Consider the following 17,412-nt stretch of genomic DNA (forward strand, 5'->3'; position numbering starts at 1 on the left):
TGACGCCCTCGGGAACGATGGGGTGGCGTCCCGAGTGGTCGTGAAGATTTATCACGGCGACAACAGCGATCTTCCAGCGGAAATGTGACCCACGCCACTGGAAGAACCGGACGAAGAGCACCGGGCGGACCAAAGCATTCCGCCGCGGTGACGTCATCGTTATCCGGATTTGAGCGTCCCCTGAGCGGGGAGAAGAGCGGGGGCGTTACCGAGGAAGCGGGCAGGCATTACGGCATAAGGGTTTCCACGAGCGATTCCTGGAGTGCGCCGAGCCAGAGATACGCCATCACCATCGGCTTGCGCGGATCGTCGTCCGGCAGCCGGTACAACTGCCCGTCCTCGTCCTCGTCGGTGACTTCGAGACGGGTGCCGATGGTCAGCCGCAGGTCGTTGAGCGCGCCGAGCCAGTGGCGCGAGTCCTCGGCGGAGAGCTTGAGCACCACGACGCTCCCGCCCCGCCCCACGGCCGCATCGTCCGCCGGGGCGCCGGCCTCGTCCAGTGCCCGGACGACCGCCAGGGCGTCCTCGCGCTTGCGCGCGCGCAGGTCGTTCTCGGTGAAGCGGCGGAACTCCGAGGAGAAGTCCGGCTCCTTCTCGCCGTACGCGTCCGGGAAGAGGCGGGCCAGCGCCGGGTCGGCGGGCGGCTCGCTCGGCCCCTCGGCGAACAGCTCGGCCAGCGGGTCCTCCCCCTCGACCGGAGCCTGGCCGGGGCCGACCAGCTCCAGGAGCTGCACGACGAGCGAGCGCAGGATGGACATCTCGACCTCGTCGAGCCCGATGGCCGCCCCGCCACCGCTGATCGCCTCGAACGGACCGGCCATCAGTTGCGGTCCTGGGTGAGAGTGGCCCACAGGCCGTACCCATGCATCGCCTGCACGTCGCGTTCCATCTCCTCGCGGCTGCCGCTGGAGACAACGGCACGGCCCTTCTGGTGCACATCGAGCATCAGCTTGTGCGCCTTGTCCTTCGAGTAGCCGAAGTAGGCCTGGAAGACATAGGCGACATAGCTCATCAGGTTGACCGGATCGTTGTGGACGAGAGTCACCCACGGCACGTCCGGTTCGGGAACGGCGAAGGCCTCCTCGGCCGATTCGGGACGTTCGATCTCTACGGGAGCAACACTCACGCCCCCCATGCTGCCACCCCGGGAGTGGCGGCGCACACACCGGTAGCCACATCTCGTCACTCTGACGAAATAGGGGGTAGCATCCTTCGCACGCCCCATCCCCTGGGGAGACTCCCCCGGATTCCCGGCCGAACCAGCCCGGCCGGTCCGGACGAACGTGCGAGGTTGACCGTTGTGAACGTTGCGGACCTTGGCCTGCCGGTGCATGTGCCGTCGACAGCGCTCTTCACGGACCAGTACGAGCTCACGATGCTCCAGGCCGCCCTCAAGGCCGGCAGCGCGGACCGCAGGTCGGTCTTCGAGGTCTTCACCCGGCGGCTGCCCGAGGGGCGGCGCTACGGCGTCGTGGCGGGCACCGGACGGGTCCTGGACGCCGTCGAGAACTTCCGCTTCGACGAGAGCCAGCTGCGCTTCCTGCGCGAGCAGGAAGTCGTCGACGCCCCCACCGCCGAATGGCTCGCCTCCTACCGCTTCAGCGGCGACATCTGGGGCTACCCCGAGGGCGAGGTGTACTTCCCCGGCTCCCCGGTCCTGCGGGTCGAGGGCTCCTTCGCGGAGTGCGTCCTCCTGGAGACCGTGATCCTCTCGATCCTCAACCACGACTCGGCCATCGCCGCCGCGGCCTCGCGGATGAACGCGGCGGCCGGCGGGCGCCCGCTGATCGAGATGGGCGCCCGGCGCACCCACGAGCTGGCGGCCGTCGCCTCGGCCCGCGCGGCGTACATCGGCGGCTTCTCCACCACGTCCGACCTGGCGGCCGGTTTCCGCTACGGGATCCCCACCGTCGGCACCAGCGCGCACGCCTTCACCCTGCTCCACGACGACGAGCGGCAGGCCTTCACCGCCCAGGTCGGCGCCCTCGGCCGGGACACCACCCTGCTGGTCGACACGTACGACGTGACCGAAGCGGTCCGTACGGCGGTCGAGGCGGCGGGGCCCGGACTGGGCGCGGTACGGATCGACTCCGGGGACCTGCTGCTCGTCGCGCACAAGGTCCGCCAGCAGCTCGACTCGCTGGGCGCGACCGACACGAAGATCGTGGTCACCTCCGACCTCGACGAGTACGCCATCGCCTCGCTGGCCGCGGCGCCCGTCGACGCGTACGGGGTCGGCACCCAGCTCGTCACCGGCAGCGGGCACCCCACCTGCTCCATGGTCTACAAGCTGGTCGCCCGCGCCACCTCCGCCGACCCCGCCGCACCGCTGGAGCCGGTGGCGAAGAAGTCGATGGGCGCCAAGACGTCGCGGGGCGGGCGCAAGTGGGCCGCGCGCCGGACCGACGCCGACGGGGTCGCCGAGGCCGAGGTGATCGGCACCGGACCGGTGCCCGTGGAACTGGCGGACCGGCAGCTCCTGGTGCGGCTGGTCGAGGACGGCGAGATCATCGAACGCGAGCCCCTGGACACGGTGCGCGAGCGGCACCTCACGGTCCGGGGCACGCTGCCGATGTCGGCGATCCAGCTCTCCCGCGGCGAGCCGGTCATCCCGACCGAGTACGTGTGAGCCGACTCGGCAGGTGTGAACCGAGCGCGTACGTGTGAACCGACCGAGCACAGGTGAACCGACCGCGTACGTGTGAAACCGGCCGAGCGCCCGGGAATCAACCGGGCACGCACGAACCAGCCGAGTACGCATGAACGACTGGTGAGCGGGAATGCAAGGCCAGGCCGGACGGCACTCCGTGCCAGCAGCCCGGCACCCGCACCTCTCACCCGAACCCCTGCGTCCGAACCTGCGAAGGAAGCCCGCCATGCACCGCGCCCTGATCGTCGTCGACGTGCAGAACGACTTCTGCGAAGGCGGCAGCCTCGCAGTCACCGGAGGTGCGGACACCGCTGCCGCGATCACGGACCTGATCGGGCAGTCCTCCGCCTGTTACCGCCACGTGGTGGCCACCCGCGACCACCACGTGAACCCGGGCAACCACTTCTCCCGGAACCCGGACTTCGTCCACTCCTGGCCCGCGCACTGCGTGGCCGGTACGGAGGGGGTGGGCTTCCACCCGAACTTCGCACCGGCGGTGGCGTCCGGCGCGATCGACGCCGTCTTCGACAAGGGCGCCTACGCGGCGGCGTACAGCGGCTTCGAGGGCCTGGACGAGAACGGCGTGTCGCTGGCCGACTGGCTACGGGCCCGCGAGATCACGGCGGTCGACGTGGTCGGTATCGCGACGGACCACTGTGTCCGGGCCACGGCGCTCGACGCGGTGCGGGAGGGGTTCGGGACGCATGTCCTGCTCGACCTCACGGCCGGGGTCGCCGAGGCGACCACCGGCCGTGCGCTGGAGGAGATGCGGGCCGCGGGGGTGGAGCTGACCGGCAGCCCGGTCACCAGCCCGTCCAACACGTGAGCCCACCGCGTACGCCCCGCGCACCCCGCGGGCCTCGCTCGTCCCGTACGCCCCGCTGACGACCCCGCGTACCGCGTACGGCCCCGTACGCCCCGCGTCACGACCGCAGCAGCGCCCTGATCGGGTGCCACAGCTCCGCCGTCTCCTGTGGCACCGCGCGCCACAGCAGACCGTCCGGATGGTGCAGCACCGCCGTGATCTCGTCGGGCGTCGGCGGCTGTGTGTTACCGCGCAGATACACCGCGCGCAACCCCAGATTCCGTAGCCGGGTCAGCGCCCGCGCCCGGTTTCCGGCGTGGACGAGTATCCGGACCTGCGTCAGCCTGTCCGGGCTGGGCAGCGTGAGCGCCACCACCACGCTGCCGTTCGGCAGTCTGCTGAATCCGCCACCTGGCATACCGTTCATCTCCCCCGTGAGACGTCGTGTCAATAAGAGCTGTGCAAGACGCACCTAAACACGATCGGCCGCCGCCCGCTAGAGGGCGACGGCCGATCATGCTTTGACCTGCGGAAACGTTGATCAGCGGTGCGAGGGACCAACCTGGAGCGTGATCGTCGAGCCACTCAGCGGCTGCTGGAGGATCGAGATCCGGGTGTTGGTGTCAGTTACCTGCACACTGCCGGTCCCATTCTCCTTGTACCAGTACGTACCCGTGTGGTCGTCGAAGGCCGGTACGCCCAGCTGCGGGGCGATCCGCTTCGCGACGTCCGCGTTGTGCAGCGTGAACCCGTTGGTCGGGTACCAGCTGAACGGTGCGTCGAAGGGCTGGATCTTGTTCCGGATGACCGTGCCGTCCGCCCACTTCAGCGGCTTGGCGTGCGAGTCGACCGGCAGGATCAGGCCCTTGCCCGGGTGGGCGCTGACGTTGTTGTCCGGCTGGGAGGTGTCCCACTGCCAGACCATCAGGCCCTTCTGGTACGGGTAGTACTCGACCCAGTCCGGACGGGTCTTCGAGAAGCCGAAGTTGTACGGACCGGTCTTCAGCGTCTGGTCGTACGAAACGTACTGACGGTTCTCGGCGATGTAGTACTGCGGGTAGTCCTTGGAGAACGACTCACCGATGCGCGAGAAGCCCTTCGAGGTCCAACCCGCGTCGTCCGTCTCGGCGTTGTCCGTGAAGAGCGGGGCGCCGTCGGCGTTCACCGAGATCTTGTCGGCCGTGAAGCCCTTGCCGGACACTCCGCCGTCGGACGTGTAGCGGAAGCGGAGGTCGATCTTCTTGCCCGCGTAGGCGTCCAGCGGGAACGACAGGCTCTTGTACGCGGCGGACGAACCGGTCAGCGCCGGCTTGTCGCCACCGTCGCGCGGGATCTGCGCGCCGTCGGCCTTGCCGTCGATCGCGGTCCAGTTGGCGCCACCGTCCGTCGACACCTCGGTGTAGAGGAAGTCGTAGTCCTTCTCGATGTCCCACCAGCCCGAAAGGTCCAGCGAGGCAGCGGACTTACCGGTCAGGTCGACCGAGCGGGTCAGGGTGTTGGACAGGTCGTCGCCCATCCCGCTCCACCACTGCTTGGTGCCCTCGGCCGGCTTCACGACCGTGGTGGTGACGGCCTTGTCCGGCAGCGAGACGACGAGCGCCTGCTTGTTCTTGGTGTTGTACTCCGAGACGCCCAGCTTGTGGGTCGACTTCGTCGCGGCCTTCGCCGTGTCGTAGTCGAGCCAGCCCAGCTGAAGCTTGTCCCAGGCGGACATGTCGCCCGGCTTGTTGCCGATGGCGTTGTCGCCGGTGCTCAGCCAGGAGCCCGCCGACATCAGCGACCAGAAACCGACGCCGTTCTCGGCGGTGTTGGTGGTGTCGTACTCGTCGGGCAGGCCCAGGTCGTGGGCGTACTCGTGGGCGAAGACACCGAGGCCGCCGTTCTCGGGCTGCATGGTGTAGTCGCCGACCCAGATGCCGGTGTCACCGACCGGCGTGCCACCCGACTTGTTGTCGGCCGGGCCGGTCTTGCCGGTGTCCGTGCCGTACACGTAGGAGCGGTGTGCCCAGAGGGCGTCCGGGCCCTGCGCGCCGCCGCCCGCGGACTCGTCCTCGCCCGCGTGCACGATCTGGAAGTGGTCGATGTAGCCGTCGGGCTCGTTGAAGTTGCCGTCGCCGTCGTAGTCGTAGCGGTCCCACTGGTCGTAGCTGGCCAGGGTCGTCTTGATCTCGGCGTCGGTCTTGCCCGCGGCCTTCTGCGCGGCCACCCAGGCGTTGACGCCGTCGCGGACCAGGTCACCGGCGTTGGCGCAGATGCTGGAGCCGCAGTAGTTGGAGCCGTAGCGGGCCTCGTTGTTCGGGACGCTGACCCAGTCGGCGACCTCGCCGTCGACGGAGTACCGGCCGGACGAGGTCTTCTCGTAGTACGACTTGAGCGAGTCCTGGCCCTTGCCCGTGCCGAAGTACAGGTTCTGGAAGTGGTCGCGGTTGTAGTCCGCCTGCCACGCCGTGCTGTTGTCCTTCTTGCGGTCGGGCTGGGCTATCTCGTTGTGCGCGGGGCCGGGCGTGCCGCCGTACTTCTTGACCGGGGGCTTCGGCCCGTCGGGGCCGTCCGGGTCGTACATGGTCGTGTCGTCGACCGTGTCGCCGAACTGCACCAGGATCGTGAAGATCTTGTCGGTCTTCTCGCGGCCCAGCTCGACGTACTTCTTGTCGTCGAGGCGCACCACCTTGGAACCGTCGTGCGACTGCGTCTTCTTGTGGCCTGATATGACCTGCTGGAGCGCGGCCTGGCGCTCCTTGTTCTGCTGCTTGCTGAACGGGCTGTCGAGGTTGTGCTTCTGGCCCTTCAGCAGGGTCGCCGGGTCACGGCGGTCGATCTTCTTCGAAGTCGCCGTGCCCGTGGGCGCCTTGGTGTCGGCCTGGGCGGTGGCGTACGTCGAAGCGGTGGCTGTGGTCGCGGCGATGGCCACGAGCACGGCTGCCACCCGGGTTGTCGCCCGTCTCTTGATATTCACCTGGTGCTGTCCTCCCGGAACGCGTCTCAAGTGACGACATTCGATCGGAGGTGCGAAAGAAAAGACAGATCTTGACTTGCGCATACCAACTGCACTATGCAGGGCGCTGTTTCCGGTATCCGGACGGCTCACAGCGTCCCCACAGTCCCTCCAAAGTCTCTCCGGAGCGGCTCCGCAACACCGTCACGGAGCGTCAACAGGCGCGTCGGTCTCGCCAGTTGGATGGGGCCGTGACTCCGTGCGCCCCCCATGCACCGGCACCGTGGGTTAGGCCACGCTTACCAGCTGTTCCGCTCGGGCATCCGTCGGATTAGAGTCGCACTCGACTGCGTGATGTCACGCTTTGTCGACCCGACCACCTCAACCGCTGTCCCTAGGACGGATATCGCCATGACGCGTCCGACTGCCGCACAGCTTCCGACCGCCGCACAGCTCTCGTACGGTTCGGCCACTGTCGTCTCCTCCTCCTTCGCGATGCTGCTGCTCTCGCGCACCACGTCGGGCGTCGGAGTCGCGGTCATCGCACTGGCGGCTCTGATCCTCGGTCTGCTCGTCGCGGTCACCGTGCCCATGCCGAAAGCGGCGCGTCTGGCGCGGGCCGAGAGCGCCGAGGCCGAGAACGCTGCGAACGCCGAGAGTGCCGCGAGCGGCGGATCCGGTACGGGCCGGGCCACCGCGCCCGCCGGCGGCACCACCCCGCCGGCCGCGCTGCGGGTGAGCTCGCCGCAGATCGGTGCCGGCCGGGTCGGGGAGCACTCACTGCGGGGGTGAGACCACCACCACGGTCTTCGCGGCCTTGTCGTGCAGCCCCTGCTTGTACGGCTTGTCGAAGAAGCTCCAACCGCCGCAGATCGCGGTCCAGACACAGGCGCAGCAGAACACCGCGGGCAGCCACAGCACACAGGCCCGGACGAACGCGGCCTGAGTGGTGGGCGTGGTGCCGTCGTTGAGATTCGCGGTGCGCAGGCCCAGCAGGCTCTTGCCCAGGGTCCGGCCGTTGCACCTGACCGTCATGAGCACGTCGTAGCCGATGAAGAGCACCGCCGCGAGCACGCTCTGCCAGACCGACCGGCCGTAGTCCGTGTGGTCCGTGTTGTACCGCAGCCCGCCCCAGATCAATGAGATCAGCCAGACGATCACGGCGATGAGCACGATGTCGATGATGCGGGCCAGCACCCGCTTGCCGCTCGGCGCGAGCGGCGCCATCCCGGAGAGCGGGTCGTTGCCGCCGTGGGGGCCACCGCCGCCGTACGCGTTCGGGTCGTAGGGCGGAGGCGTACTCCCGCCGTACGGGTCACCACCGCCCGGCGGGGGGCCGTACGGGCCGCCGCTACCGCCGCTGCTACCGGGACCGTACGGATTGCCGCCACCGCCACCCGGGCCGTACGGATTGCCGCCGCCCGGCGGGGGCGGCGGAGAGCTGTTGTACGGCTGCCCCGGCGACGGCGGCGGGACACCGTCGTACGGCCTCCCCGCGAAGGGGTCGTCCTCGGGCCGTCGGCCGGGCCAGGGCTGGTCGGTGCTCATGGCCCGAGTCGACCGCGCCCGGCCCGGTACCGCATCCGGTCGAGGCCGTACGAGTGACCGGGCACCGGGGCGGACGGACTTCCGTGGTCGGTCTCCGGTGGTCGGACTTCTGTCGTCGGACTTCCGTGGTCGGTCTCAGTCGGCTGCCACGAACGTGCCCGCCGCCTTGTCGTGCAGGCACTGCCGCCAGGGCCGGTCGAACAGGCACCAGAGCACGTCGACGACGCCGACCACCAGCACACCGAGTACGCCGTACAGCAGCCAGCGGATCAGCGCGGGGCGGAAGCCCGGCGCCTCGTACGACTCCATGCCGCGGACCTGGACCCCGCAGAGCTTCTTGCCGAGGGTCCGGCCCCAGCGGGCCGTCGGGACGGCCTCGTACAGCAGCCCCAGGACGAGGAACGCGCCGATGACGGCACCGAGGCAGCCGGCCGTGGTGCCGTCGATCAGCCAGACCGTGACGGTCGTACCCGAGAGCTTGGCCTCGTCGATCTTGCCGTTGATGTGGTCGGCGGCCTTGGTCAGCAACGGCACGGCGATCACGCCGACGACCGCGCCCAGCACCACGGCGTCGATCAGCCGCGCGGCGAACCGCTTGCCGAGGCCCGCGGGTCGGGCGGCGGCCTGGGCGCGGGCGGCCTGGAGGAAGGGGTCCTCCACGACCGGCTTCCAGGCGGGCAGCCCCTGCTGCTCGGGCTCGGCGGCGGGCCTGGCGAGCTCGTGCACCTGCTGAGGCCAGGGGGGCGGTGCCTGCTGCTGAGGCTGCTGCTGAGGCTGCTGAGCCTGCTGCGGGGGGAACTGTTGCTGTTGCTGCGCGGGGAACGCGGGTTGGGGCTGAGCCTGCCGCTGGACAGGCTGCGGCTGAACGGCCTGCGGCTGAACAGGCTGCGGCGCCTGCTGTTGCGACGGCAGTTGCTGCTGCGGCGCCTGCTGTTGAGCATGCTGCTGCGGTTGCTGCTGCTTGGGGCTTATGGCCCGGATCGACAGGGTTCCGTCGGTCCTGCTCGTACGGCCCGCATCGCCACCGGGGCGCAGCGCCCGGAGCGCGACCGTGCCGTCGGGCGGCTCCTGACGGCCCGTGGGAAGTGCAGGCCGGGAGGCCTGCTGCCCGGCGGGCAGTTCGGCACGGCGCGGGTCCGGCACCGGTTCGGCGGGACCGGGCTGCTGGACACCGGGCGGGGCCGGGGCCTCCGCAGGGGTACGCGGGTCCGGGCCGCCCCAGGAGACCCGGCGGTCGCGTTCGCCGCCGAAGCCGCCCTGCCGCGAGGCGTCGGCCTGCCAGGCGGACGAGGGTTCCTGACGGCTGTCGTACCCGGGCTCCTCGTCGAAGAAGACCGGACCGGTCTCCTCGACCTGCGGGACGGCGGGTACGCCGGGGGCCCTGCGTACGGCAGGGAGCGGCGCGGAGGGCGAGACGGGCGCGGGCGCCGTGCCGCCGGGCGGCACCGGCATGGCCTGGCCGCTGTCCTCGGGTGCGGGACGGCTCGTGCCGGGCACCCAGGAAGCGCCGTTCCAGTACCGCACGTATCCAGGAATGGATGGGTCCGGGTAGTAGCCGGGCGTGGGGCTGCCGTCGCCGGTTGCCGAGGTTGGGGCGCTCATCACCGTGGTCCCGTATCTCCTTGAGATCCGCAATTGAGCCCGACCGGCCGTCGGACGGCGGTCGGTTTAAAGGCTCCACATCTATCAGACCGCCGCATGGCGTCGGACCGGTCCTGCTGCTTCGACCACTTTCCGGTCATCGGCAAATCATCCTCGAAACCCGCGTAATGAAAGCCGGGCAGGGCGCTCTCACCCTGTACGGCCCGCCGTCGGGCGTACGTACAAGGAGAGGAACGCACGCCATGCATACCGTGGTCGAACGTGAACTGGAGCTCAAGCTGGTGCTGTCGCCGGAGCGCAGCATCCCCGTCCCCGCCCGGCTGAGCTACCGCACCCAGGACCCCTACGCCGTGCACATCAGCTTCCACATCTGTTCCGACACCCCCGTCAACTGGACCTTCGCCCGCGAGCTGATCGTAGAGGGGGTGTTCAGGCCGTGCGGTCACGGTGACGTACGGATCTGGCCGACCAAGGTGGACACGAAGAGCGTCATCTGTCTCGCGCTGACCTCGCCCGACGGCAACGCCCTGCTGGAGGCGCCGACCGCCCAGGTCTCCGCCTGGCTGGAGCGGACCCTGCGGGCGGTGCCGCCCGGTTCGGAGAGTGCGCATCTCGGCCTCGACGACGGTCTGGCCGCGCTGCTCAGTCCGCTGCCGGCGGACGATCTGTGGCTGCGCGACCCGTGGCCGTCGGACGAGTCCGACGACGACGGCCAGTGAGAGCGGCCGGTCGACGGGGTCGGAGTGAGGAGGATCAGAAGAGTTTGCCGGGGTTGAGCAGGCCCAGCGGGTCGAAGGCCTGCTTGACTCCGCGCTGCATCTCCAGTCCCACCGGGCCCAGTTCACGCGCCAGCCACTCCTTCTTGAGTACGCCGACGCCGTGTTCGCCGGTGATCGTGCCGCCCAGCTCCAGGCCGAGGGCCATGATCTCGTCGAAGGACTCCCGCGCCCGGCGGGACTCCTCGGCGTCGTCCTGGTCGAAGCAGACGACGGGGTGCGTGTTGCCGTCGCCCGCGTGCGCGCAGACGCCGATGGTGAGGTCGTGCTTGGCGGCGATGGCTGCGGTGCCTTCGAGCATCGCGCCCAGCTGCGAGCGCGGCACGCACACGTCGTCGATCATCGTGGCGGACTTGACGGTCTCCAGCGCGACGAGCGACAACCGTCTTGCCTGGAGCAGCAGTTCGGACTCGGCGGCGTCCCCGGCGGGCACCACGTCGGTGGCACCGGCCGCCGTGCACAGCGCGCCGACGGCGGCCAGGTCGGCCGCCGGGTCCGGGGTGTCGAAGGCGGCGAGCAGCAGGGCCTCGGTGGTCTCGGGGAGGCCCATCCGGGACATCCGGTTGACGGCCTGGATCGTGGTGCGGTCCATGAGTTCGAGGAGTGAGGGGGTGTGGCCGAGCTCCATGATCCGGCAGACCGCGTCACAGGCCTCGGCCGCCGAGGCGAACTCGGCTGCCAGGGCGAGCTGCTGGGGCGGGGTGGGCTTCAGCGCGAGGACCGCCTTGACGACGATGCCGAGGCTGCCCTCGGAGCCGACGAAGAGCCGGGTCAGGTCGTACCCCGCGACGCCCTTGGCGGTACGGCGGCCGGTACTGAGCAGCCGCCCGTCGGCGAGCACGACCTCCAGGCCGAGTACGTACTCGGCGGTCACTCCGTACTTCACGCAGCACAGGCCGCCCGACGCGGTGCCGATGTTCCCGCCGATGGTGCAGGTCTCCCAGCTGGAGGGGTCCGGCGGGTAGTAGAGCCCCTTTTCGGCGACGGCCCGGGACAGCACGGCGTTGACGACGCCCGGTTCGACGACCGCGATCCGGTCGACGGGGCTGATCTCCAGGATCCGGTCCATCTTCACGAGGGACAGCACGACGCAGCCGTCACTGGCGTTGGCCGCGCCGGAGAGCCCGGTACGCGCGCCCTGCGGGACGACGGGCGTACGGAGGGCGGTCGCGGTCCGCATGATGTGCTGGACCTGCTCGGTGGTGCGCGGCAGCACCACGGCGGCGGGGGCCCCGGCCTCGCAGAATCCGGCCATGTCTCTGGCGTACGAGGCCATGATGTCGGGGTCGGAGATCAGAGCTTCGGGCGGAAGTCCGGCGCGCAGCCGTTCGAGCAGATCGTCCATGATCCCAGCGTGACACCGGGGCGCGGTGGTGGGAAGGGGCGCGCCGCGAGCGCGGACGCCGGGGGCGGTGCGTCGCACTGCGCGGACGCCCCGCCCCTTCGTAGACCTCCCCCACGGTTCAGCGGCGCACCACCCTGACCAGGCGGTGGGCGGGCACGCGCAGCGGGCTCCTGGCGGTGAAGGCGAGGACCACCGCCGCGCCGCCGGTCGGGTAGCGGTCGAGCCGGAGCGAGGTCACCTCGCACCAGAGCCCGCGTACGAGTACCAGGTCACGCGCCCGCACGCGTACGGCACAGAGCTGCTGCTCATCGGCCGTCATGGCGCCCGGCTCCGTCCTGGGCGGCCCCGTCGGTGGCCTCGGGTGCCTGGTCCGCCGCGCGCTCCGTCGCGTACTCCGCCCAGACGATCTTCCCGGGGCCGTTCCGTTTCCCGTACCCCCACCGGTCCGCCAGCGCGGTCACGAGGGCCAGCCCCGCCCGGCAGAGTCAGTGGGCTCGGGCTGCCGCACGACCGGCAGTACGGGCGAGGCGTCGTGCACCTCGATCCGCACCCCGTGCGGCAGCCGGACGAAGCGCGTCTCGATCTCCCGTCCGGGCGATACACGGGCGTGCTGCCCTGCGTTGGTCAACAGCTCGGAGAGCAGGAGCGAGGCGGTATCCGTCACCGTCGCCAACTCCCAACCCGCCAGGGCCGTACGCAGCTCCGCGCGCGCCTTCCCGACCTGTCCCGGGTGACGGCTCCACCGCAGAACCACTTCCTCCCTTTTCCGGGTCGCCTCGGTCATCAGCGGACCACCACGCCGTGGATGATGCGCGGCCCGGCGTCGATGCCGTGCGCGGCGAGCCAGAGCACGGTGCGGCGGGCCCGTCGGTGGCGTGTAAGGAGCGTCGACATGCTGTCGCTGGCCCAGCGCAGTCGGGAGCCGGGCTGGGTACAGCGGGCAGGCCTGGCGCGTCCGTCGTACACGGACTTCATCGACTACGAGAAGACCGCCGACTATGTGCGGTCGTTCCAGAACAACCTCATCGCGGGCCTTCTTCAGACCCCCGACTACGCGCGGGCCATCCTCTCCGCGCCACCGTCGACTCTGGACAGCAAGGCGGTTGACGCGCTGGTCATAGCTCGCATGAAGCGCCAGGAGATGTTGCAGACCCCTACGGCTCTTCGAGTCCGCGATATGGCGCAAGAGCAGTTACAGCGGCCAGGGCGGCGACTGTGTAGAGGTCGCCGCCCTCACCACCGGCACCGCCGTCCGCGACAGCAAGAACCCCATGGGACCCGCCCTCCGCTTCGACGACGGAACCTGGGCCGCCTTCCTCGCCGTGACCAAACGGGCGCAGTAGGCCGAACCGAGGCTGCACGCCCATACACCTACGCCCGGGACGGAGTTCCGTCAGCGCGACTCGTGGGACAGCAACGTACCGAGCGGGCCCAGGTCCAGGTTGAGGTCCTCGCGGCGCAGTCCGTGCTGCTCGCAGAGTTCCGTCATCCGTTCGTCGAGGAGCATCAGCGTGGTGCCCACGCGCTCTTCCTGGTCCTCGGTCAGCTCCCCGCTGTCGAACCGGCGGATCGCCTGGCGCTCCATCAGCTGCCGGAGCAGTTCCACGACGGTGAGAACCAGCGAAGCAAGATCACGGCCGGCGCTGTGCGGGTCGATGTCCACCCGTGCGTCGCTCACAGGGGCCCTCCGTCGGCCCACGGCGCAGGCACTCGCTCGCTGACGGATGCCAGCAGGGCGTGCAGGGAGAGGCGGATCAGCGGGACCTCCGCAATGGCGATCACCAGGTCGCCGCTGATGACGACGCCCGTACCGAGTACCCGGTCGAGCAGGTCGACCAACGGGACGCCAATGGGTGCCATGGCCTCCGGGCCCTGCCAGGCGACGGGCTTACGGGTGCCCTGCAAGATCTTCTCCATCCGTGAACGAGTAGGGGGCCCAGGGCCCGGACACCTCGATCTCGATGCCGTCGAAGCCCGGAGAGTTACGGAGCCGCCCGATCGTGGTCGCCAACTCAGCTTCCCGCTCCTCCGCGAGCAGGTAGGCAGCGTTCAGGACCTGGGTGCGGTCTCTGCCGGTCGCCTCGGAGCCGTGCGGACGCCGCCGGACCGAGGCGACGGCCAACTCCCGTACTGCGCTGTCGACCTGCTCGGCTGCGGCCAGTGCGCTCTCCCGGTTCACCTCGCGTGACTGCTGACGACTGCGCAGGCGGTTCAGGTAGTCACGGCCAGAACCTCGCGGGGATCCCGGCATGGTCGTCACCGGTGGTACGGGCGCGGCGGACCGGGCCGTCGTCTCGGACTGCGTCACGTAGACCTTGACCCCCCATTCGACCCTTCCGGCGATGCGGTCCAGCGCCACTCGAAACCGTTCGTGGTTCACACCGAGGGCAGCTGCGGCCCGCTCGTCGGTGAGATAGAGCGTGGCCAGCGGGAGCGGCACCGTGGGGCTGACCGCGGCAGCAGCCGTGACGACGGCGTGGTGGGCTCGCGCGCAGCGTTCGAGTTCGGCAACGTCTGCGAGCCGCTCCCGCAGCGCGGTCTCCGAGAAGGCAGCCGCAGGTACGTCCTGGACCACGGCCCACAGCTCGCCGACCGGCAGGAGACGCAGCGGGCCGCCCCCCACGTGTCCGCAGGTGGCGGTGGGTGTCGCGGGGCGGGCCGGACCACAGACAGCGAAGACGTACGTGGCGGCGGAGCTGACATCGGCAGCGGTACCGGGCGGGTGGTGCGCGGTCACACTCATCGGTGGCGCAGTTCCCTTCCGCTGTGAGCTTCCGCGGTGTCATCGCCTTCCAGGGCCTCGATCCGCTCGCGCAGCCGCTTGTTCTCGTCGGACAGCGCATTGTGAGCGGCACGCGACGAAAGAGCTGGATCGGTCTCCCACCAGTCGATTCCCGCCTTCTTCGCTGTTTCGACGGACGAGATGAAGAGTCGTAGGCGAATCGTCAGCAGTTCGATGTCCAACAGGTCGATCTTGATGTCGCCCGCGATCACGATCCCTTTGTCCAGTACGCGTTCCAGAATTTCGGCCAGGTTGGTGGTGGAGGCGTGCGTGGGAGGCGGCGCGCCCCGCGTTTGCATCTCCGTCACGCTGTGCCTCCAGTCATCGGCTTCGTCCGCATGGCCACGCCAGTGCACTTCATACGTGAGTTCCCGGGGATCCGTGGATGTCGCCGAGAGGTCTCAGCGGCTTCCTGTCGAGAAGGTCCAACAGCCGCTCTTCCTCGCGTTCGAACTGCGGCAGGTCGATTTCTCCTTCGTCCAGTGAACGGTTCAGCGCTGCAAGCCGCGCGCGAATCACACCGGGGTCGTACAGTTCGGCCTCCGCCGCGTCGATGAGCCGGTCGGACACCCAGATCACACCGCGCACCGGAGCCAGCGGCAGGAGCAGCACACCGGAAAGCAGCCCCATGTCAGACCCTGGCCGGGGCAGATTCCGAGCCTACGAAGCTGTAACAGGGCAACGGCCCAGTCAGCCGCAGTTCCAGCCGGTCAAGGTGGTCCGCGGCGAATTGCTCGGCGACGGTACGGAATCGCTCTTCGAGGCGGCGGGGAACAAGGAACGACGTATTGAGCACGCAGCCTTCCACTTCCGGTCCCGGTCGCATGTCGTCGGCGATCTCGGCGAATTCGACCGGCAGCCGGGCCGCGGCCACTGCGGCCCGCCGCCGCAGACCGGACGCCACGGCTTCACCGAGCCGGACATTGGCTTCGTAGCCGGGGTGACGGCGCGTTTCCTCGCGGATCCTGCGGACCACCGGGTCCTCGCGGACCAGTGCCTCCAGGTTGTCCTGCACCGGCATGACCTTCACGTTCATCTCGATGCGGGAGTCGAGTCGCTCCAGAACCCCGGAGTGCTCGTTCTCGCGTACCTCGACATCGCGCAGCACCGTAGCTTCGTCGGGTGCGACCACTCCGAAGCGCATGGGCAGCACAGGCCCGGCTTCGGCCAGTGCGAGGAGCAGCCCCTGGTGCGCCAGGAGGTCGCGACGCCGTGCCCGGAGACCGGGGTGGGTCTGGCTGACCACGACCGCCAGTTCCCCGGCCGGCAGCAGCCGGATCTCGGCCGGCGGTTCGCCGACTCCTCTGGCTGTCGGAGGGAGCACGTGAGAGCTGCCCACGATGCCGTACACATAGATGCCTGCTTCGGCCATCGGTCAGTGCTCCTCTTTGTGACGCCGAGCACGACCGCTGTCGGTGCTTCGCGAGCGTGACGACTTGGTTTTGCGCGGCCGTTCCTCTTCCTTGGTTTCGTCGTCGTCATCGCCCATACCGACGGCCTTCTTGACCTTGTCGCCCACGGAATGCGCAGCCTTCTTCGCCCCGGCTTTACCCACGCCCTTGGCCATACCGCCGCCGAAGAGCTCGGGTACCGTCCGGCTGCTCGTGTCGTTTTCCAGATCGAGCCGATTACAGGCTTCGGCGAACCGCAGATAGGTGTCGACACTGGCGACGACGATCCGTGCATCAATCTTCAGAATTTCGATGCCGACCAGCGACACACGCACAAAGATGTCGATGACCATGCCTCGGTCCAGGATGAGTTCCAGGACGTCATAGAGGCTGCCTGCGCGCGGAACGCGGACGACCTCCTCGCTGTATGTGCTCACGGGATGACCGTCTCTCCGGATTGGGGCTGATGCAGGGGCGCTCATGTGTCAGCCTGACCGCGGCGGTAGCGACGGACCCTGCGGTATTGCAGCAGTGAGCCGCCCTCGTCGATGTCCACCTCGTACGTAGCCAGAAGACTGGTGGTGTCGGGAATGCGCGGGAGTTCCAGCACTTCCACGTCGACATGCCAGCCTTCGTCGTTCCGTGAAACAGCTGAAACACCCTCGGTCCTGTGGGTGATCAGCCTCTTCAGGCTCTGACATGCCCTTTCGGCCGCCTCCTCCGCTCCTTTTACGTGCTGTTTTCCCGCAGCGGGGCGGGGGGAACGGGAGGTCCGGGCACGCTGTTCTGACATGTTCGTCATTCTCTTGGCCGTCCAGCCGCCACGCACGCGGTGTGGACCGAACGACTGGTGACAGCTACCGCGGCACGTCCGCAGAATCCACCCGAATGGCGGCTTACCGAAGGCCGGAGGACATTGGAAGGAGAGATGCGCACCGCCATGCGGTCAGCGCCCACCGAAGCATCCCGGTGCCACTCGCCGACAGGCTCTTCTTCACGACGGAGGATCTTCCGATGGCCAGCAACGACAACGCCGACAGCGCCGGTCCCGGTACGAGCAGCGGTGGTGGCGGGACACGAGGCACGACCACCATCGCCGATACGGTCGTCGCGACCATCGCGGGCATCGCGGTACGCGAGACCGATGGAATATACGCAGTGGGCGGCAGCGCCTCCCGGGCTTTGGGATCTGTCCGGGACCGGGTGTCGAAGTCGCCCGCTCACAGCAGGGGAATCAAGGTCGAGGTCGGTGAGACAGAGGCCGCCATCGACCTGGATGTCGTCGTGGAGTACGGCGAGTCGATCTCGGACATCGCGAAGGAGATCCGCAGCGGGGTGACGGACGCGGTGGAGACGATGACCGGCCTGAAGGTCGTCGAGATCAACATCAAGGTGCTCGACGTCCACGTACCCGGAGCGGACGACGACAGCGACGACGAGGACGAGGACAGCGGCGGCCGGAGCGTACGGGCGCGGTAGATACCTGCACCTGCGGTAGCTCTCGCAGCGCCCGAAAGGCTCGTTCCTCCCCCATGTGCCATGCGCGCTCACGTGCGACGGCGAGAACACTGCTCGTGT

At 69.1% G+C, this 17,412-nt stretch carries 25 protein-coding genes and 1 pseudogene; 7 read left to right on the forward strand and 19 right to left on the reverse strand.

The features are described 5' to 3' along the window. Nucleotides 1-227 precede the first annotated feature (227 nt). Nucleotides 228-821 carry a DUF2017 domain-containing protein gene (locus tag NBY69_RS06015; RefSeq protein ID WP_250298703.1) on the reverse strand — a complete coding sequence of 198 codons (594 nt, stop codon included), beginning with the start codon at nucleotides 819-821 and terminating at the stop codon, nucleotides 228-230. Then, the gene (clpS, locus tag NBY69_RS06020) at nucleotides 821-1,135 is read right to left on the reverse strand and encodes an ATP-dependent Clp protease adapter ClpS (protein ID WP_250298704.1); all 315 of its coding nucleotides are present in this window, start codon (nucleotides 1,133-1,135) and stop codon (nucleotides 821-823) included. Before clpS ends, NBY69_RS06015 begins: the two co-directional genes overlap by 1 nt. 165 nt (nucleotides 1,136-1,300) lie before the next feature. Between clpS and NBY69_RS06025 the strand changes: the two genes are divergently transcribed. Together NBY69_RS06025 and NBY69_RS06030 are read left to right on the forward strand one after the other, a co-directional pair. Further along, nucleotides 1,301-2,629 (forward strand): nicotinate phosphoribosyltransferase, encoded by a 1,329-nt coding sequence (locus NBY69_RS06025; protein ID WP_250298705.1) that lies wholly within the window; start codon nucleotides 1,301-1,303, stop codon nucleotides 2,627-2,629. Between the two features lie 247 nt (nucleotides 2,630-2,876). After that, the gene (locus NBY69_RS06030) at nucleotides 2,877-3,476 is read left to right on the forward strand and encodes an isochorismatase family protein (RefSeq protein WP_250298706.1); all 600 of its coding nucleotides are present in this window, start codon (nucleotides 2,877-2,879) and stop codon (nucleotides 3,474-3,476) included. A 97-nt stretch (nucleotides 3,477-3,573) separates the two neighbouring features. Here NBY69_RS06030 and NBY69_RS06035 read toward each other — a convergent pair whose 3' ends face one another. Beyond that, nucleotides 3,574-3,873: a hypothetical protein gene (locus NBY69_RS06035; RefSeq protein WP_250298707.1), complete on the reverse strand. Its 300-nt coding sequence runs from the start codon at nucleotides 3,871-3,873 to the stop codon at nucleotides 3,574-3,576. A gap of 123 nt (nucleotides 3,874-3,996) precedes the next feature. Continuing rightward, on the reverse strand, nucleotides 3,997-6,366 hold the full coding sequence (locus NBY69_RS06040) for an immune inhibitor A domain-containing protein (protein WP_374211219.1): 2,370 nt from the start codon (nucleotides 6,364-6,366) through the stop codon (nucleotides 3,997-3,999). A gap of 435 nt (nucleotides 6,367-6,801) precedes the next feature. Between NBY69_RS06040 and NBY69_RS06045 the strand changes: the two genes are divergently transcribed. After that, nucleotides 6,802-7,182, forward strand: a complete 381-nt coding sequence (locus NBY69_RS06045; RefSeq protein ID WP_250298709.1) for a hypothetical protein — start codon at nucleotides 6,802-6,804, stop codon at nucleotides 7,180-7,182. On the opposite strand, the gene NBY69_RS06050 is transcribed toward NBY69_RS06045, so the two are convergent. Beyond that, nucleotides 7,168-7,938 carry an RDD family protein gene (locus tag NBY69_RS06050; RefSeq protein ID WP_250298710.1) on the reverse strand — a complete coding sequence of 257 codons (771 nt, stop codon included), beginning with the start codon at nucleotides 7,936-7,938 and terminating at the stop codon, nucleotides 7,168-7,170. The two genes, NBY69_RS06045 and NBY69_RS06050, sit on opposite strands and share 15 nt — an antisense overlap. A 135-nt stretch (nucleotides 7,939-8,073) precedes the next feature. Continuing rightward, nucleotides 8,074-9,540: an RDD family protein gene (locus tag NBY69_RS06055; protein WP_250298711.1), complete on the reverse strand. Its 1,467-nt coding sequence runs from the start codon at nucleotides 9,538-9,540 to the stop codon at nucleotides 8,074-8,076. Nucleotides 9,541-9,782: 242 nt separating this feature from the next. Here NBY69_RS06055 and NBY69_RS06060 point away from each other — a divergent pair, with 242 nt between their 5' ends. Then, entirely contained in the window at nucleotides 9,783-10,259 is a 477-nt protein-coding gene (locus NBY69_RS06060; protein ID WP_250298712.1) for an SsgA family sporulation/cell division regulator, read from the forward strand. Nucleotides 10,260-10,293: 34 nt separating this feature from the next. Here the strand turns inward: NBY69_RS06060 and NBY69_RS06065 are convergent, their stop codons facing one another. The 5 genes from NBY69_RS06065 to NBY69_RS06080 form a co-directional block, all read right to left on the reverse strand. Continuing rightward, a complete protein-coding gene (locus NBY69_RS06065) occupies nucleotides 10,294-11,661 on the reverse strand; it encodes an FAD-binding oxidoreductase (RefSeq protein ID WP_250298713.1) in 1,368 nt (455 codons plus the stop codon). Between the two features lie 118 nt (nucleotides 11,662-11,779). Next, entirely contained in the window at nucleotides 11,780-11,980 is a 201-nt protein-coding gene (locus NBY69_RS06070; protein ID WP_250298714.1) for a hypothetical protein, read from the reverse strand. Continuing rightward, a complete protein-coding gene (locus NBY69_RS37515; RefSeq protein ID WP_308409471.1) occupies nucleotides 11,967-12,122 on the reverse strand; it encodes a hypothetical protein in 156 nt (51 codons plus the stop codon). Before NBY69_RS37515 ends, NBY69_RS06070 begins: the two co-directional genes overlap by 14 nt. Then, nucleotides 12,119-12,445, reverse strand: a complete 327-nt coding sequence (locus tag NBY69_RS06075; RefSeq protein WP_308409472.1) for an ATP-binding protein — start codon at nucleotides 12,443-12,445, stop codon at nucleotides 12,119-12,121. The genes NBY69_RS37515 and NBY69_RS06075 overlap by 4 nt, the downstream gene beginning before the upstream one ends. After that, nucleotides 12,445-12,636, reverse strand: a complete 192-nt coding sequence (locus NBY69_RS06080) for a hypothetical protein (RefSeq protein ID WP_250298715.1) — start codon at nucleotides 12,634-12,636, stop codon at nucleotides 12,445-12,447. The genes NBY69_RS06075 and NBY69_RS06080 overlap by 1 nt, the downstream gene beginning before the upstream one ends. Between NBY69_RS06080 and NBY69_RS06085 the strand changes: the two are divergent. Then, nucleotides 12,554-12,775, forward strand: a pseudogene (locus tag NBY69_RS06085) (Scr1 family TA system antitoxin-like transcriptional regulator); the annotation flags it as partial. The gene NBY69_RS06080 and the pseudogene NBY69_RS06085 overlap by 83 nt on opposite strands. Nucleotides 12,776-12,836: 61 nt before the next feature. Beyond that, the gene (locus NBY69_RS06090; protein WP_250298843.1) at nucleotides 12,837-13,004 is read left to right on the forward strand and encodes a DUF397 domain-containing protein; all 168 of its coding nucleotides are present in this window, start codon (nucleotides 12,837-12,839) and stop codon (nucleotides 13,002-13,004) included. 50 nt (nucleotides 13,005-13,054) lie between these two features. Here NBY69_RS06090 and NBY69_RS06095 read toward each other — a convergent pair whose 3' ends face one another. From NBY69_RS06095 to NBY69_RS06130, 8 genes are read right to left on the reverse strand one after another with little or no spacing between them, the layout of a single operon-like run. After that, a complete protein-coding gene (locus NBY69_RS06095; protein ID WP_250298716.1) occupies nucleotides 13,055-13,339 on the reverse strand; it encodes a gas vesicle protein K in 285 nt (94 codons plus the stop codon). Next, a complete protein-coding gene (locus tag NBY69_RS06100) occupies nucleotides 13,336-13,521 on the reverse strand; it encodes a gas vesicle protein (RefSeq protein WP_250298845.1) in 186 nt (61 codons plus the stop codon). Before NBY69_RS06100 ends, NBY69_RS06095 begins: the two co-directional genes overlap by 4 nt. A 28-nt stretch (nucleotides 13,522-13,549) precedes the next feature. Beyond that, entirely contained in the window at nucleotides 13,550-14,404 is an 855-nt protein-coding gene (locus tag NBY69_RS06105) for a GvpL/GvpF family gas vesicle protein (RefSeq protein WP_250298717.1), read from the reverse strand. After that, nucleotides 14,401-14,742: a gas vesicle protein gene (locus tag NBY69_RS06110; protein ID WP_250298847.1), complete on the reverse strand. Its 342-nt coding sequence runs from the start codon at nucleotides 14,740-14,742 to the stop codon at nucleotides 14,401-14,403. The genes NBY69_RS06105 and NBY69_RS06110 overlap by 4 nt, the downstream gene beginning before the upstream one ends. A 58-nt stretch (nucleotides 14,743-14,800) precedes the next feature. Then, nucleotides 14,801-15,073 (reverse strand): gas vesicle protein GvpG, encoded by a 273-nt coding sequence (locus NBY69_RS06115; RefSeq protein WP_250298718.1) that lies wholly within the window; start codon nucleotides 15,071-15,073, stop codon nucleotides 14,801-14,803. 1 nt (nucleotide 15,074) lies between these two features. Beyond that, nucleotides 15,075-15,815, reverse strand: a complete 741-nt coding sequence (locus tag NBY69_RS06120; protein WP_250298719.1) for a GvpL/GvpF family gas vesicle protein — start codon at nucleotides 15,813-15,815, stop codon at nucleotides 15,075-15,077. Between the two features lie 3 nt (nucleotides 15,816-15,818). Continuing rightward, nucleotides 15,819-16,316, reverse strand: coding sequence for a gas vesicle protein GvpJ (gvpJ, locus tag NBY69_RS06125; protein ID WP_250298720.1), 498 nt, complete (start codon nucleotides 16,314-16,316; stop codon nucleotides 15,819-15,821). Then, entirely contained in the window at nucleotides 16,313-16,627 is a 315-nt protein-coding gene (locus NBY69_RS06130) for a gas vesicle protein (RefSeq protein WP_250298721.1), read from the reverse strand. Before NBY69_RS06130 ends, gvpJ begins: the two co-directional genes overlap by 4 nt. 221 nt (nucleotides 16,628-16,848) lie before the next feature. On the opposite strand from NBY69_RS06130, the gene NBY69_RS06135 reads away from it, so the two are divergent. After that, a complete protein-coding gene (locus tag NBY69_RS06135; protein WP_250298722.1) occupies nucleotides 16,849-17,313 on the forward strand; it encodes an Asp23/Gls24 family envelope stress response protein in 465 nt (154 codons plus the stop codon). The last annotated feature ends 99 nt before the right edge of the window (nucleotides 17,314-17,412 follow it).

Origin of the sequence: Streptomyces sp. A 4/2 (assembly GCF_940670765.1) — a bacterium.
In the GTDB taxonomy this organism is placed as follows: Bacteria; Actinomycetota; Actinomycetes; order Streptomycetales; family Streptomycetaceae; genus Streptomyces.